General features: G+C 32.2%; 17 protein-coding genes. 2 read left to right on the top strand and 15 right to left on the bottom strand.

What is annotated here, in order from left to right; translation table 11 throughout:
• Positions 1-304 precede the first annotated feature (304 nt).
• A complete protein-coding gene (locus BUB90_RS21760; RefSeq protein WP_073291506.1) occupies positions 305-928 on the bottom strand; it encodes a class I SAM-dependent methyltransferase in 624 nt (207 codons plus the stop codon).
• Entirely contained in the window at positions 925-1,446 is a 522-nt protein-coding gene (locus BUB90_RS21765; protein WP_073291508.1) for an HXXEE domain-containing protein, read from the bottom strand. The genes BUB90_RS21760 and BUB90_RS21765 overlap by 4 nt, the downstream gene beginning before the upstream one ends.
• Positions 1,447-1,649: 203 nt before the next feature.
• Here BUB90_RS21765 and BUB90_RS21770 point away from each other — a divergent pair, with 203 nt between their 5' ends.
• Positions 1,650-1,832, top strand: coding sequence for a hypothetical protein (locus BUB90_RS21770; protein WP_073291511.1), 183 nt, complete (start codon positions 1,650-1,652; stop codon positions 1,830-1,832).
• Positions 1,833-1,921: 89 nt separating this feature from the next.
• On the opposite strand, the gene BUB90_RS21775 is transcribed toward BUB90_RS21770, so the two are convergent.
• A complete protein-coding gene (locus tag BUB90_RS21775; protein WP_073291513.1) occupies positions 1,922-2,137 on the bottom strand; it encodes a hypothetical protein in 216 nt (71 codons plus the stop codon).
• Between the two features lie 50 nt (positions 2,138-2,187).
• The gene (locus BUB90_RS21780; RefSeq protein WP_073291516.1) at positions 2,188-3,417 is read right to left on the bottom strand and encodes a chloride channel protein; all 1,230 of its coding nucleotides are present in this window, start codon (positions 3,415-3,417) and stop codon (positions 2,188-2,190) included.
• A 249-nt stretch (positions 3,418-3,666) separates the two neighbouring features.
• On the opposite strand from BUB90_RS21780, the gene BUB90_RS21785 reads away from it, so the two are divergent.
• Positions 3,667-4,908, top strand: a complete 1,242-nt coding sequence (locus BUB90_RS21785; RefSeq protein WP_073291518.1) for an HD-GYP domain-containing protein — start codon at positions 3,667-3,669, stop codon at positions 4,906-4,908.
• 48 nt (positions 4,909-4,956) lie between these two features.
• On the opposite strand, the gene BUB90_RS21790 is transcribed toward BUB90_RS21785, so the two are convergent.
• The 11 genes from BUB90_RS21790 to BUB90_RS21840 all read right to left on the bottom strand — a co-directional run bounded on the left by BUB90_RS21790 (position 4,957) and on the right by BUB90_RS21840 (position 14,129).
• Positions 4,957-5,919, bottom strand: coding sequence for a TIM barrel protein (locus tag BUB90_RS21790; RefSeq protein WP_073291520.1), 963 nt, complete (start codon positions 5,917-5,919; stop codon positions 4,957-4,959).
• Positions 5,920-6,060: 141 nt separating this feature from the next.
• Positions 6,061-6,444 (bottom strand): VOC family protein, encoded by a 384-nt coding sequence (locus BUB90_RS21795; RefSeq protein ID WP_073291522.1) that lies wholly within the window; start codon positions 6,442-6,444, stop codon positions 6,061-6,063.
• Between the two features lie 79 nt (positions 6,445-6,523).
• The gene (locus BUB90_RS21800; protein ID WP_073291524.1) at positions 6,524-6,874 is read right to left on the bottom strand and encodes a DUF1048 domain-containing protein; all 351 of its coding nucleotides are present in this window, start codon (positions 6,872-6,874) and stop codon (positions 6,524-6,526) included.
• 2 nt (positions 6,875-6,876) lie between these two features.
• Positions 6,877-7,248 carry a DUF1048 domain-containing protein gene (locus BUB90_RS21805; RefSeq protein WP_073291525.1) on the bottom strand — a complete coding sequence of 124 codons (372 nt, stop codon included), beginning with the start codon at positions 7,246-7,248 and terminating at the stop codon, positions 6,877-6,879.
• Positions 7,241-7,573 carry a PadR family transcriptional regulator gene (locus tag BUB90_RS21810; protein ID WP_073291527.1) on the bottom strand — a complete coding sequence of 111 codons (333 nt, stop codon included), beginning with the start codon at positions 7,571-7,573 and terminating at the stop codon, positions 7,241-7,243. Before BUB90_RS21810 ends, BUB90_RS21805 begins: the two co-directional genes overlap by 8 nt.
• A gap of 205 nt (positions 7,574-7,778) precedes the next feature.
• Complete coding sequence (locus tag BUB90_RS21815) at positions 7,779-8,654, bottom strand: GNAT family N-acetyltransferase (protein ID WP_073291530.1); 876 nt, start codon at positions 8,652-8,654, stop codon at positions 7,779-7,781.
• A gap of 218 nt (positions 8,655-8,872) precedes the next feature.
• Positions 8,873-9,223: a DUF2200 domain-containing protein gene (locus BUB90_RS21820; protein WP_073291532.1), complete on the bottom strand. Its 351-nt coding sequence runs from the start codon at positions 9,221-9,223 to the stop codon at positions 8,873-8,875.
• Between the two features lie 152 nt (positions 9,224-9,375).
• Positions 9,376-10,605: a cytochrome c biogenesis protein/redoxin gene (locus BUB90_RS21825; RefSeq protein WP_073291535.1), complete on the bottom strand. Its 1,230-nt coding sequence runs from the start codon at positions 10,603-10,605 to the stop codon at positions 9,376-9,378.
• 26 nt (positions 10,606-10,631) lie between these two features.
• Positions 10,632-11,108: a hypothetical protein gene (locus BUB90_RS21830; protein WP_073291537.1), complete on the bottom strand. Its 477-nt coding sequence runs from the start codon at positions 11,106-11,108 to the stop codon at positions 10,632-10,634.
• Positions 11,109-11,300: 192 nt separating this feature from the next.
• Entirely contained in the window at positions 11,301-11,984 is a 684-nt protein-coding gene (locus tag BUB90_RS21835; RefSeq protein ID WP_073291539.1) for an Ltp family lipoprotein, read from the bottom strand.
• A 243-nt stretch (positions 11,985-12,227) separates the two neighbouring features.
• Positions 12,228-14,129, bottom strand: a complete 1,902-nt coding sequence (locus BUB90_RS21840) for an HD domain-containing protein (protein WP_073291541.1) — start codon at positions 14,127-14,129, stop codon at positions 12,228-12,230.
• Positions 14,130-14,174: the final 45 nt, after the last annotated feature.

Below are 14,174 nucleotides of genomic sequence, written 5' to 3' on the forward strand. Positions count from 1 at the left end.
AGCTGAAAATCAAACTGCATTTAGATTACAAATATGGCTTCTCAGTTACAAAACTCTACATTTCACTTGCAAAAGTGGCTTTTCGTTTACAAAGTCTTACTTCTCGAATACAAAAACTGCGTTTCGAATTACAAAGTGGCATCTCGTGCTACAACTCAGTTTTTATTTTTCCTACAACGTTATAATATCACTAATTCAAAATAAAAACAATATAAATTTATCGTAAATCGATATATTTATATTATAAAAGTATATATTTATTTAATTACAACTGAATAAAAAGCAATTCCCAATGCAATTCCCCCTATTTTTTGCATTTTATCATTAAAAACTTCATTGGTGGTTTATCTTTATTATCACTATCTATTTCATCGATCTCCGAAAATTCTACAAGTCCATATTCTTGGAATTCCTTTTTTATTGATTCTGTATCATAAAAAAAGATTTTTACTCCAGCCATTGTTTCATAATAGTTTTCATCAAGTTTTTTGCCTTTTCCAAACATAGGAGCTTTTTTTGAAACAGCTGTAAAAATCATATATCCACCTTGTTTTAATTGCGTATAACAATCACTAATAAACTTTTCTCTCTCACTTTCATTTAATAAATGAATCAGTGCATAACTAAATATCCCATCATAAAGTTTATTTTCAAAAGGCATACCAGCGACTGAACCATGATAAACATTACTATTAATCCCATACTGTCTTGCCAAATCAATAGCTGTTTTTGAGATTTCAATACCTGTAACAGTTATATTATTTTCAATAAATACTTTTGCATTCCTACCATAACCAAAACCCGGTATTAATATATCTTTTATATTATTTTCAATAAAAATATCCTTGGCAATAATGGCTGATTCAGATGGTGTAAATCCCCACATTATTTGTTTTTCTATAAAGCTTTTTTCCCAAAACTCTGTTATATTTGATCATTCCTTTCAAATAATTTGTTAACTACAAAATGACATATCAAAAGATTTAATACTATAACACTAAAAATAATAAAAGTAGCTTCAACTATATCTATGAAATGATAAGCATATAAATTTATCATCTTATAGGCTATATATATAGAAATACCTCCGGATATAATTCCAGTACTTAACCCCGGAATATATTTCTTGGCTACTAAAGCTTGAATAATATGAACTATTATATGAAAGGTATATCCTATCACAACTCCAACGAAAATAATATTCTTATCGGTTAATACTACATAAATTAGTGAACCCAATAATAATAAATATTCCTCTAGCACAATCAATCCAAATTTCACTTCATCCATTTCTTTAACAATCTTATTGATAGGTCTCTTTCTAAATTTATTTTTTAAAATGTTGCCATTTTTGTTTAACCACTTGGTCAAAAATAATACTTCTTCAAATTCATGCATAGTAAAAACTATTAAAAAAAGCAGATAATACACAAAGATCTCTTTCACTATATTTTCCTCCATGATTAGAATAAATTCAACTTAAAGTATACTTCATATTGATCTGTACATAATAACTTTGTAGATTAAGGTTACTCACTCAAACTTCACATTCGAAGTTTCCCTTCGTAGCTAACAGCTATAAGCGAAGTTTTTTATGTTTGAAGTTTGAGTTAACCATAATAAAAATAAAATAGGAAAAGGTATAAATTATGGATAGCCAAAACTCAAGTGTAAGTAATAAAAACAATTCAGGTAAAGGAAATGGTAACTCGATAATCAAACACGAAGCCCCAAAGAATTCTACTACTAATTATGTAAGTGGTGAGGTTCCAACTTCAACAGCCCACAAGTTTCAATCAAGTACTCAAAACGAAGCTGAAGATATGAAATAAAATTCACTTTTATTTATCAAAAAATGTTACACAAGTTCATTTACCTGTGTAACATTTTTTATCATCAAGTCGTAATCCATTACACGATATTAAATTCCTTCATGCTTACCTGATGTCTTATAATCGTCTCTTGCCCAGTTTGGAGCATTAATAGTACCAGCCTTAGCATGCCCTGTTTTAGCAGCTCCCTGGATCTCAGGTACCTGTTCCTGAACATTCTTAGGGTGATGCATACTATGTTGATTCTCTGTTCCATGATTTTTTGAGTCATAAGGACTTGGTCTTCTCATACCTGCTTTTGCCATCGCGATACCTCCTATTCCTCAAATAGTATTTGTAGCTTACGAAAAACTATTCACTCTAGGGTTTTCTGTTTTCCATATATCGAAGCATTTCCACTAAACACATGTGCAATTGCACATACACCTAAAAAGTATGGCAAATAAGAAAATCCAAACACCTCTGCTCCAATCAATACCGGCGCTAAAAATGTATTCGTTGCACTACCAAATACAGCTGCATATCCTAAAGCTGCAATCATCATACTAGGAAGTCCCATGATTGAACCAAGCACACAGCCCAAACTTGCTCCTATAGAAAAAAGAGGAGTAACCTCACCGCCTTGAAAACCAGCTGCCAAAGTCAGAATAGTTATTACTAGTTTTAACGCCCAGTCCCATCCGTAAATAGTCTGTCCAGTAAAACTTGCACCAATTAGATTGGTACCAAGGCCTGCATATCGACCGATACCAAACAATACTATATATATTGAAATAATACAACTGAGAGTGGCGATCTTAATATATGGATTCTTTATCTTTTCTGAAAAAAACGACTTAGTATATTTCAATCCTTGTGCAAAGGTTGCTCCCACCAATCCAAATAAAATTCCACAGACAATTAACTTAATTAAGACATTAGGTGTGAAATTCAGTGTATCCTGTAACACTACTGTAAATTTCTCAAGTCCACAAAGGTGAGCTGTATAACTTGCCGTATATGAAGTAATCATAACTGGAATTAATACAGAGTACTCCAACTTCCCTATTGTTAAAACCTCAAGTGCGAAAAAGGCTGCTGCTGCCGGTGTCTGAAATAATCCAGAAAAGCCAGCTGCCATACCAATAACGATCATCTCACGTCTTGAAGCAATCTTTGTTTTTCTCTCTACTGCACTAGAGATAGTAGCTCCGATTTGGACTGCAACACCTTCACGTCCAGCTGAACCTCCAAGCAAATGTGTGATCCAAGTTGACAGTACAACTAATGGGATTAGACGAAATGGTATCTTCTCTTTCTCATGATGTCCCACAGAAAAAACTAGCCCCATTCCTTGCATACACTCAGCTCCAAACTTCTGATAAAGAAAAATCGTAATGAAACCTCCAACTGCCAAAAATGGTATTAACCATAAAACATGGGCATCTCGAAATACTGTAATTCCCAAAAGTATTCTTCCAAAAAAGGCATCTAATAAACCAACACTAATTCCTATAAGACCTGCAAGTAAGCAAAGTACTATCTTCCTCTTAATTATCAATATTCTTTCTTTTTTATTATGTAAGACTAAGTAATTTATTTTCATTTGTTTTACCTTTAGCTTTAAATTAGAATGATTAAAGAATTCCTATATCACTCAAAACTATACCCATTATATTCCTCAAAAGTAATTCTAGCAAGTCAACTTTTTTGTAACCCTTTTCTCTCCTTCACTCCACAAATAAATCATCATATTTAATATAATCCTTGACATAAAAAAAAACTTTGTATATCATGTGTAAGTGAAAATTTTTATTTATTCAATAACTGAAGAAAAACGGGTTGAAAGTTTACAATGAATGATTTGAAGACAGAAAATTTATTATCAATTATTAATACAACAATGAATTATATGAGTAAGGATCTAATAGGGCATTGTATGCGTGTGACTTATAATCTAGTTTGTATATTACAAGACGATCCTAGGTTTACATATCAAGAAGTTTGTAAAATTGCTTGGACGGTTTTATATCATGATATTGGTATTTTAGAGGAACGATCTGTTAGAGATTTATTAGAAGAAGAGTTAGAAATAAAGAATGGTGGCTTTTCTCATGCTGAATATGGATGTTTATTTGTTAAATATTTTAGTTCGTTTCCGGAGTACTATGAAATTATTAAGTTCCATCATTCTGCATATAGAGAATTCAAAGATTTAGACATCGATGATAAAATAAAAGATGTAATAGTGACATTAAAAGTAATAGATACTATTGATTTATACAATATATATAAACAGCAATTAGATATAGGTAAAATGAAATGGGATGCTTATGAAGTTGCTATTGCAAAGAAAGTGAATACTTATTTTGAAAATAAAAAAGAAATGTCACAAAAAGAAATAGAAAATAATTTAGCATGTTTTTTAAAAAATATGATACTTTCTCCAATTCAAAAGTATAAGATGTTGAAGATACTCGCTTATTCTTTTGATTTTAAAAGTCGTGTTACCGCTGTGCATTGTACTACTGTAGTAGAGATAAGTAGTATGCTAGCGAAATTATTCGAAGTGGATGAGCGTACGTATAAAAACATATGTATGGGGGCTTTGCTTCATGATCTAGGTAAAATAGCAATTCCACATCATATATTAGAGTCTACAGGAAAATTGAACGAAGAAGATTGGGCAATTATGAAATCTCATGTAACGATTACGGAAGAAATATTAAATACCAATGTTGATAATGATATTCTTCAGATTGCAATTAGACACCATGAAACATTGGATGGTATGGGATATCCATATGGAATCATTGGTAGTCAGTTAACATTGCCACAAAGAATAGTTGCTGTTTCAGATATCGTAAGTGCTTTATCGCAAGAAAGAAGTTACAAATCACCTTTATCATTAGACAAGATATGTAGCGTCTTGAATGGTATGTGTCAAAATAATAAAATTTGTCCAGTGGTGTTACAAATGTTTTTAAAGAATAAAGATAAGATTTATAAAAGAATACTACACATAACTTATGAGACAAATATAATGTATCAGAAGATAAATGAAGATTACAATGATGCTATGAGACAAAAGGTATGATTAGTACTGCAAATCACTCTAATACTGGACCTACTAAAACCGTATCACTTAGTTGTGATACGGTTTTAGTGCACTGATTTTCTTTAGATAAGCATCATGCTCTTCCCGGTTTCTGGTAATGAATTCATACGTGATATATTCAGGTTTCATCTCCTCTATAAACTCTTCCAGCCCTTCACAGACAAAAGGTTTGTGTTCATCCAATTGAAAGATATATTCATAAACCTGATACATTCGTTCCCAATAGTACTGTTTCAGTTCAACCTTACTATAACTTATTCCTTTTACTCTTTCACCAGACAAAGACTGATGAAGATGGAACCCCTTAATATATTTTTGCAATGAACTATGTTCCTTAACAATTGTTTTGATATATTGTAAGGCTTCTTCTGGTGTCTTTAATTCTTGATTCGTATTCATAAGATGCCCAGTATCAAGCATAAGTCCTTTTTTAGCATAGTTCACCCCAGCCATTAGTCTTTTTGTTACGAAAGGATTCTTATAATTTAATCCTGGCCACCAAAGGTTTTCCATTAAGAAATCAAACTGATATGTTTTACCATCTAACAACTCGTTTATTAAACTACAAGATATATCAATAACTTCCTCATCCGAATGATTGAACTTACCAGTAAACGATTCCTCAATCGATACATCGCAAATATGAAATACAACATATTTAGCTCCAATGCGATCTGCGAACTCTAATTGTTCGTTATATAATTTTATTAAGGCAGACTTATCGGAGCCTCCATAGATTTGTTCTACTACTTCCATGGTTCCATATTCTTTTAATACCTTATCCATTTCACCTTTGTAAAAATCCACCCATGTATTAAAAAAAGGAAGATGTATCCCCATAATCATATCCTGATGCAGATACTTATCCTGTAGTTCCTGAACTTTCTGCAATTCAATTCCATCTATCCCGTACTTAGAATAAAATTGGATTAGATCTTCTTTATCTGCAAAACGCTCAAGTTCTGAATCATAATTAACTAAATTAATCATTCGAAGCATCCTATTCACCTATTAGTTTCTTAATCTTGTTATTCATTAGCATTATGCTAATACTGTTCATAATATTCATCTAGATACTCATTATCAGTAAACGCTGTCTTAGCATGTGTGTTGAGATGTACCTTTTGAGTATCAAACCGTTATCTCAATCTGATTTCCCTCAATTCCTATAATGCAACTTTCATAATATCCATCACCAGTAGTTCTTGGTCCACTTATCACATCATATCCATCTGATTTCAATTTCATTGTTAGCATATCAACTTTTTCAATACTTCCTACACTAAATGCTAAGTGTATATAACCTGTTCTTGTCAGAGTTTTCTCATCATCTTCCATTTGTGGTTTTTTCATAATTTCTAAACGTGCTCCATCGTCAAATGTTAGAAAATATGATTTAAAATCCGTGTTTGGGTTATGATATCCAGTATTTGATTTGGCATCAAAATACTTCTCAAAAAAAACCTTGGCATTCTCTAAATTATTTACATACATCGCAATATGTTCTATCTTCATAATGTCCTTATTTCTACAAAGAATTGTTGCTATTTCTGATTATAAGTGCTTTATCCCTAGACAGAAGTAACAAACACCTTTATTTATCATTATCTGTTCCAAATTTATTTAACAAGTTACGGTTTAATTTTTCACGATAATTATCGGTCCATTTTTTCGTATCACGTATAAATTCGTCGCAAAAGCCAGCAACATCTTCACCTGTCACTTCAAGAACATGCTTGCCCTCTGCTGCGCTAGTCTCAAATAACTCTATCAATTCCTGTTGGGTTTTCAACATATCAGAACCGTCTCCTCCCGCGAAACTCCACATGTATCCCTGCATTTTTTCAAATACAAACCTATAAGCTTCTGGCATTGCTTCTATTCTTGCCATTTGCTCTTTATACTCTTTCTTGTCACCAATCATTTTTTGAATACGCTTTATCAATATTATCGCCCCTCCTTATTAAATTTTTCCATAATCTCATTATTTAGTTTTTCTCGTAATGTATCAGAATCAGTAATATGTGCACACATAAATTCATCACAAAACTTATCCACATCACTTCCAATAACATCTATAACCTTTCTTCCATCTGCCGCGCTAACTTCAAACAGTTCTACTAAATCCGTAAACGTGTTCATATTCGAAAATATTGCCATGCTACCGCAAGGTGCGCCAACCGTATACATATACTTTTGTATTTCTTTTAATGCGAACCTATACTCTTTTGGTAATGCATCAACCCTCTTCATCACTTGTTTATATTCACGCTTCTCATCTAAGTCTCCTATTACCAATTTGATGAAATTATCAATCATTTTTTCTCTCCTCTTTTAATTGACTTATTTTGGTCGCAACAAATTCCCATTTCTCCCAGAATTTATCTAATTCTTCGCGTCCCGCATCATTCAGAGTAAAAAACTTTCGTGGCGGTCCCAACTCGGATTTCTTTTTCGTAATTTCTACTAATTTATTTTTCTCTAATCGCAACAAGATAGTATATACAGTCCCATCTACAACATCTGTAAATCCAATCTCATTCAGCCTCCTAGTAATCTCGTAACCATATGTTTCCTTATGACTGATTATCTCAAGTACACAGCCTTCTAATACACCTTTTAGCATTTCTGTAATATTTTCCAAATAAGTCACCTCTTCACTATCTAGTATTACTTGTATTCAGTAATACTTACTACCGCTATATAGTATCACTTACTAGTAATGTTGTCAATAGATAATAAAAAAGTAGGAGCATCTGCTCCTACCCTTGAAGTTCTTTCTATAAATAAGTTCTTATTAAAAATATTTTTTTCTACTCAATAAATTCCTATATAACTTTTAGTATTTATCAAATCACTTTGCTATATGCAATTACATCTATGCATTTCTTAAATCCTACACTGCTATATAATCCAATAGCTGCTTCATTATTTGCCGATGTATCAACATATGCATAATGGAATCCACGCTCTTTTAAGATGTTAAGCCCATACTGGATTGCCCTTGCCGAAATACCTTTTCTCCGATGTACATGAATACAAGCAACTGGATTTAGCATTGCAGTATTACTTTCCTCATCTAGCCACCAAGAATAATATCCCATAAGATTACCTGCAACCTTATCGACCACAACAAAATCTATAACGTGTTTCGCATCATCCGTATTCAGATATTTCTCGAATCTATCCTTAGTAATCATTGACCCTGTTGGTAAGGAAGAATACTTTACCCTTTCGTCAATGTCTTGCTCACTTATAATCCTTATTACTTCTAAATCCCATTGTACTTCTTCTGGACGATAATTATTTAAATCGATAGAAGCCGAAAACGTTTCTTCACCATCACTAACGTATCCTAAGTCAATTAACTGCTTCTTAACTAGTTTATCATTGCATACCGTACGAATACTTTGTCCTTTCTTAAACAGCTTCTCAATCTGTGGTACAATTTCTACTATCTGTTCTCTAAAGCCGGATAAAAGCCACATATTATATTTATAATCCTCCAGATAAACAAGAGCATACCCAACTAGATTATTCTCTAGATAAATCAACTTTCCATATTCATAAATCTCATCATTTTTGTCTCCAAAGAAATATCGATCTATCCCAATCCCTCCAAAATGACAGTGCCAACGCTCTGGCGTCTCCTTACAAATTAAACTCTCAACAGAAAGTAGTAACTGATAATCTTCTTCATTTTTTACTGGTGCTATTTGAACCATATTTTCAACTCACCCCTTCCAACTATCTCCTATTATACTGTGCTCAGGGTTCGCTGCCAATCCAAAATCCAATAAAATAATTCTTCTTTTATATCCCTTTTCTACCGTTCACTCCATAACTAAGAAAAGAGCGCTATCATGCGCTCTTTTCTTAGTGTTACGGTTCCCCATATCGTATAACTGCCTAGTTCGTTGTTTACATAAACAATCTTGTTTAATTACTTCCGTAAAATCTTATCCATCGCTTTTCCCTTGGCTAATTCATCTATCAACTTATCCAGATATCGAATTTCCTTCATAGTTGGTTCTTCAATGTCTTCTACTCGGACACCGCAAACTACACCTTTGATTAAAGCCCTAGAAGGGTTCAGCTTAGGAGCCTGCTCAAAGAAGGTTTCAAAGTCAGTCTGTTTTTCTAATTGTTCTACTAACCCTTCCTGGCTATATCCTGTCAGCCAACAGATGATTTCGTCTACTTCTGTTTTCGTCCGTCCTTTTCTTTCCGCTTTCGCAACATAATGGGGATAGACACTAGCAACGCTCATTGTATAGATATTATGTTTAGTCATGTTACCTCCTTTTTATAAAGTTTCCTTTATTGTATTACGAATAATATTTATATTCAAATTAAATTCGCCTGTATTTTATTCATACATTTTATTAGACAATAAACCCTCTAATATCTGGAGGGCCGTGTCATTTTAATAAAATTATTATACCACTATCTTTCTTCTTCTATTAAAGACTTCATCGTTTCTTTATTCATAGCACCTGGAATATATCTTGTTATAAATCCTTCTTTATTAATGATAAATGTGGATGGAAATGCACTTATCCCATATCCATAAACCATTGAGGCTTCATCATCAAAAACTACTGGGAATTTGTGATCATTTTCTTCTAAGAAATTCTTAATATGTTCTTCTGATCCTTCTCTTCCTAAATTAGGTGCTGCCACTCCAAGTATGACTACATCATCTTGATTCTTATTATACTCTTCATACAATTCATCAATATACGGCATTTCTTCTTTACATGGTGGACACCAAGTTGCCCAGATATTTAGGAAAACTACCTTGCCTTTATACTCACTAAGTGTATGTGTTTCTCCATACTGATCATATAGCGTGAAATCTATTGGTAACAATCCACTGTCTTCATTTGTTTCGTCTGTTTCATCAACTTCATCTGCTTCACCTTTTTCATCGTCTTCATCATTTACAGTTTGACTACTTTGACTTTGATAATTATTTTTATATGCTAATGTTCTATTTATATTAGTAACTCCATTTATCAACATAATTACACCAGCAATTATAATAAAAGCACCGCTTAGCTTTTTAATTTCGTTCATATACTTTTTAATTGTATTAAACCTTTTATAAAGTTTACTATAAAATAAAGATGCAATTATAAATGGTACTATAAATCCAATCGTGTAAGTTAATATTAATAAATTTGATGTAACAATATTGTCTGAACCTGATGCCATAACAAGTACTGATGCCAAAATAGGCCCAATACAAGGTGTCCATCCGAAACTAAATGTAAAACCTAATACAAATGCTGAAAACGAAGACATCTTATTATGCTTAACATTTAATTTCTTTTCTCTATTTAACAAATCAATTTTTATTATTCCCATATGGAATAATCCCATAATGATTATTATAAATCCACCTAAAATCATTATAATATATTTGTTATTATTAAAGAATGAGCTTAAAACACTTATTGATGAACCTAATATAAAAAATGTAGTAGAAATACCTAGTACGAATAATATGGTATTCTTTATTAATACTTTACTCTTAAAATCTGAACTCTGTATATCATCTATACTACTATTCGATAACATACTTAAATAAATCGGCAATATAGGTAAAATACAAGGCGAAAAAATTGATAAAATCCCTTCTACAAAAACTATAAAAAAATTAATATTCTCCAAAACATCTCCTCCTATTGTTACTGTTATTATTTTTCGTTTTTCTCAATTCCACATCCTATTCCTATTAATATTTCTTCAAATAACTTATCTTCATTGAATTTATTTATGTCCTCTACAACTCTAATTGCACCTACTAAGCTATAGTCAATTATTATTCCGTAATTTTTATCTGTATCTAATTTGGCCTTTGTTGAAAACTTATCATCTATATATTCCATAGGAATCATACTTCCATCTGAAGGATCGATTATATATACATTCCTATCTGAACTTACTTCTTCAAGATAAATAGTAAAATTGTCTTGAACCCTAGCAACGGTAATAAAACTGTCTAAATATTTTCCATCGTATTTTTTATTAATTACATCTTTTTCAATTATTTCAAAAGAATAACCTGATACAACCTTCCTATTACTTCTTCCAGAATTAACTACAATTCCTATAATTCCTCCTGCTATAACAACTACTATTAGAATAATTATTGTTAATTTTTTTCTATTCATCAAATCACCACACTATTAATTAATCATCTTCATCAGGTAAACTTTGGTCGATAATATAAATATTATTAAATAGATGTGTAGAAAATATGTAAATCGAACAAATAGTTGATACAAGAAAAAAGACATATGAAAACCATCAAAGATTTCAAATGTCTTTTTCAAGTAAAGCTCATCCACTACAATTACATAACTCTAATTTTCTACAGCACTAACACCATATTTTGCTTGTTCGCTTGTAAATCCTTCAAACACAAGTTGATCTATTAAGCCACTTTTTGAATATGAAGATATTGATAAGTAATCCTTTGCTTTTTTAGCCGCTTGTTCATTCCAATCAGCTCCACATTGTTTAACGCCGTATTCTGCTTCTTTACTTGTAAATCCTTCAAACTCAAGCTGTTTTACTAAGCCACTTCTTGAAAAAGCACTTAACGATAGATAATCTATTGCTTTGTCTGCTGCTTGTTCTTTCCAATCAGCTCCGCAATTATCTACTCCATATTCCGCTTCTTCGCTCGTGAATCCTTCAAACTCAAGCTGTTTTACTAAGCCGCTTTTTGAAAAAGCACTAAATGATAAATAATCTTTTGCTTTATCAAGTGCATTTTTTTCTCCCATTGTTGCTTTATCTGTTTTATCTTTTGTTTCTTCTTTTTCTTTTTCTTTTTCCTTTGTTTTGTCTTTTTCTTCTTTATCAGCTTTTTTCTCTTCTTTTTTGGTATCTTGTGTATCTACAGCTGCTACATCTGTTGAATTGTTTTTGTCTTTATAATCATTAAGTTCAGAACCACCTACAATTCTTGCTACGATAATAACTATAACAACCCAAAACCACCATCTTTTTAATATTGACTTTTTTACCTTTGTTTGACTCATCTTATTAATAAACCCTCCCTATGATTAATGTTTCCTAATAATGATAATTCCCAAATGGAAATACCTGTTCTTTATATTACCACATTTAACCATATTATGCATGCTTTTATGCACAATAATTGTATTTAATAACTTAATCGCATAAACTCTAGTTGCTATTGTATCCCATACTGGTCGAACGCAAAAAAAGGACTGTCACACTAACCGATTAAAATCAGCAGTGCACAGCTCCTTTTATCTTTGCTATATCTGAAATCTTTTCACAATCTGAGCACCGATTCGTTTACCGATGCTGACTAACAGCTCTTCTCTTTTCTCCTTAAGAACCTCTTCCTCATCTTTTGCTAAAATGTAAATATAGAAGACAGGCAGATAATCGGAATCAAGTTGTAAAATATCAGCAATCCCACTGATATCTTTTAAGGTAGAGATTGTTCCCTTATGGTTATAGAAATAAATTGGAGAATCTAATCCAAGAGAAATCCGTTTAAATAAAGTAACCGTATCATAAGTCTTAAGATTGGTCACGATACGGTTTGTCTCCTCTTTGACAATTTCACTAACCATTTGTTCAAAAGACTCAATTTTCATCTCCTTACTATGTCTCGTAATAAAAGATAATACAAATCCAGAAGAATTTTTCACCGTATTCTCTAACATTTGATGAACCAGCTCCGTAGACTTTTCCCCAGAAGATAGTTCATTTTCTTTCTCTAGAAATACTTCAATCTTGTCTTTATTCTTCATTAACTCCAGTTTTACAGCGTCATCAATAATCTTAAAATTCTCACTCCGCTTAATCAGAGAATGATACCGTTTGCTATTACGTAGCAATTCCGCCAGACGTTGTGCTAACACAAAGTCCTCCGTACCCTCTATAATCTCTTTATTATGATAATATTCGGTATAATAAATCTGACGGAGTACGGTCGTTAACCAGGAATCATTCCATTGAGAAAGTGCATTTGCTTTGATTGCTGACTTTTTATCCCCAAGTGGAAACCAAAGTCCTGAGATGTCAAATGGTATTAATACTTCGTTGTCACGATGTTTTTCCAACACTGATTCATTCAAATATTTCTTCACCAAATCTTTTACGATTCCTTCCAAAATATAATCAGATTGGATGACTCTATGATGATAAATAATATCTTTATAGCTATTATATCTACGCTTAACAAAATCCTCAACCGAACTTACAGCTTTTAATGGAACACAGAAAAAAATCTCTCCATTCTCCACAATCAACTGCATATCATTAATAATTCTGCTATACTCTATCTTTCCAGAATCCTTTCCCGAATTGATTACATCTCTCGTCGCATAATCCAATCGGTCTCCGTCCAAACTAGAATCAATAATTCTATGAAGATACCCGAATGCTCCATCTTCTGCAAATATTCTTTTTACACTCTCTAGTACAAGCAGTTCAAATAAATTCTTATCGTATTTCTCATCATCCTCTGAGATAGGTGCAATAATTTTGCTTAAAATACCCTCACTGATCTCGTCACCCATTTGTTCGTGTAATTTCTTATCACCCTCAAAGTATTTCGACATAATCTCTACGAATTCTTTTGCATTTTTCTTTTCACTAATTTCTTTGTCTTTATATTCTAGGTAAACATCCTTAAGCGCATATTCGACAATATGACTAAATGGAGGATGTCCAATATCATGTAACAATGCTGCTGCCCGAATGGATTGAATGAGGATAAGGTACATAACCGTATACTCATCCGGGATATTGTTTGGTATAAGGGAATGTTGTAACTTATCTAGCTCAATCTGTGGCATTGCCTGTGGTAGTCTACTACCTAATTTTTCTTCACAAACCTCCGTCTGCTGTCTTACTCTATCTAAAATCATGGCATATTCTCTATCAAAGATATCAAAGAACTCACCTAGCATGGAATCCGTTGTATTCAGTAACGATTGAAAAAACATATCAGAGCAAAGTTTCATCGTACCAATGGAGTGTTCAAATCGTTTGGTTCGGTTAGAAGGAAATGTAAGATATACCGTAGAATTTTGATATACGTCATGGAGACGATTAAATCCAAGTGTTGAAACAATTCTTCTTTCATATTCGGTTAATGGAATCAGTCCATGAATAGAATCGTTTAAATAAATTCCTTTTTTCAAGTTAAGCCTCCTATTGTTTTTTTCTTTATTATAAAGTATCTCCGC

Origin of the sequence: Anaerosporobacter mobilis DSM 15930, from assembly GCF_900142955.1 — a bacterium.
GTDB lineage: Bacteria > Bacillota > Clostridia > Lachnospirales > Lachnospiraceae > Anaerosporobacter > Anaerosporobacter mobilis.

Coding starts and splice junctions, on each gene's coding strand:
- BUB90_RS21770 (WP_073291511.1), top strand. CDS start 1,650: ATGGATAGCCAAAACTCAAGTGTAAGTAATAAAAACAATTCAGGTAAA.
- BUB90_RS21775 (WP_073291513.1), bottom strand. CDS start 2,137: ATGGCAAAAGCAGGTATGAGAAGACCAAGTCCTTATGACTCAAAAAAT.
- BUB90_RS21780 (WP_073291516.1), bottom strand. CDS start 3,417: ATGAAAATAAATTACTTAGTCTTACATAATAAAAAAGAAAGAATATTG.
- BUB90_RS21785 (WP_073291518.1), top strand. CDS start 3,667: ATGAATGATTTGAAGACAGAAAATTTATTATCAATTATTAATACAACA.
- BUB90_RS21790 (WP_073291520.1), bottom strand. CDS start 5,919: ATGATTAATTTAGTTAATTATGATTCAGAACTTGAGCGTTTTGCAGAT.
- BUB90_RS21795 (WP_073291522.1), bottom strand. CDS start 6,444: ATGAAGATAGAACATATTGCGATGTATGTAAATAATTTAGAGAATGCC.
- BUB90_RS21805 (WP_073291525.1), bottom strand. CDS start 7,248: ATGATTGATAATTTCATCAAATTGGTAATAGGAGACTTAGATGAGAAG.
- BUB90_RS21815 (WP_073291530.1), bottom strand. CDS start 8,654: ATGGTTCAAATAGCACCAGTAAAAAATGAAGAAGATTATCAGTTACTA.
- BUB90_RS21820 (WP_073291532.1), bottom strand. CDS start 9,223: ATGACTAAACATAATATCTATACAATGAGCGTTGCTAGTGTCTATCCC.
- BUB90_RS21830 (WP_073291537.1), bottom strand. CDS start 11,108: ATGAATAGAAAAAAATTAACAATAATTATTCTAATAGTAGTTGTTATA.
- BUB90_RS21835 (WP_073291539.1), bottom strand. CDS start 11,984: ATGAGTCAAACAAAGGTAAAAAAGTCAATATTAAAAAGATGGTGGTTT.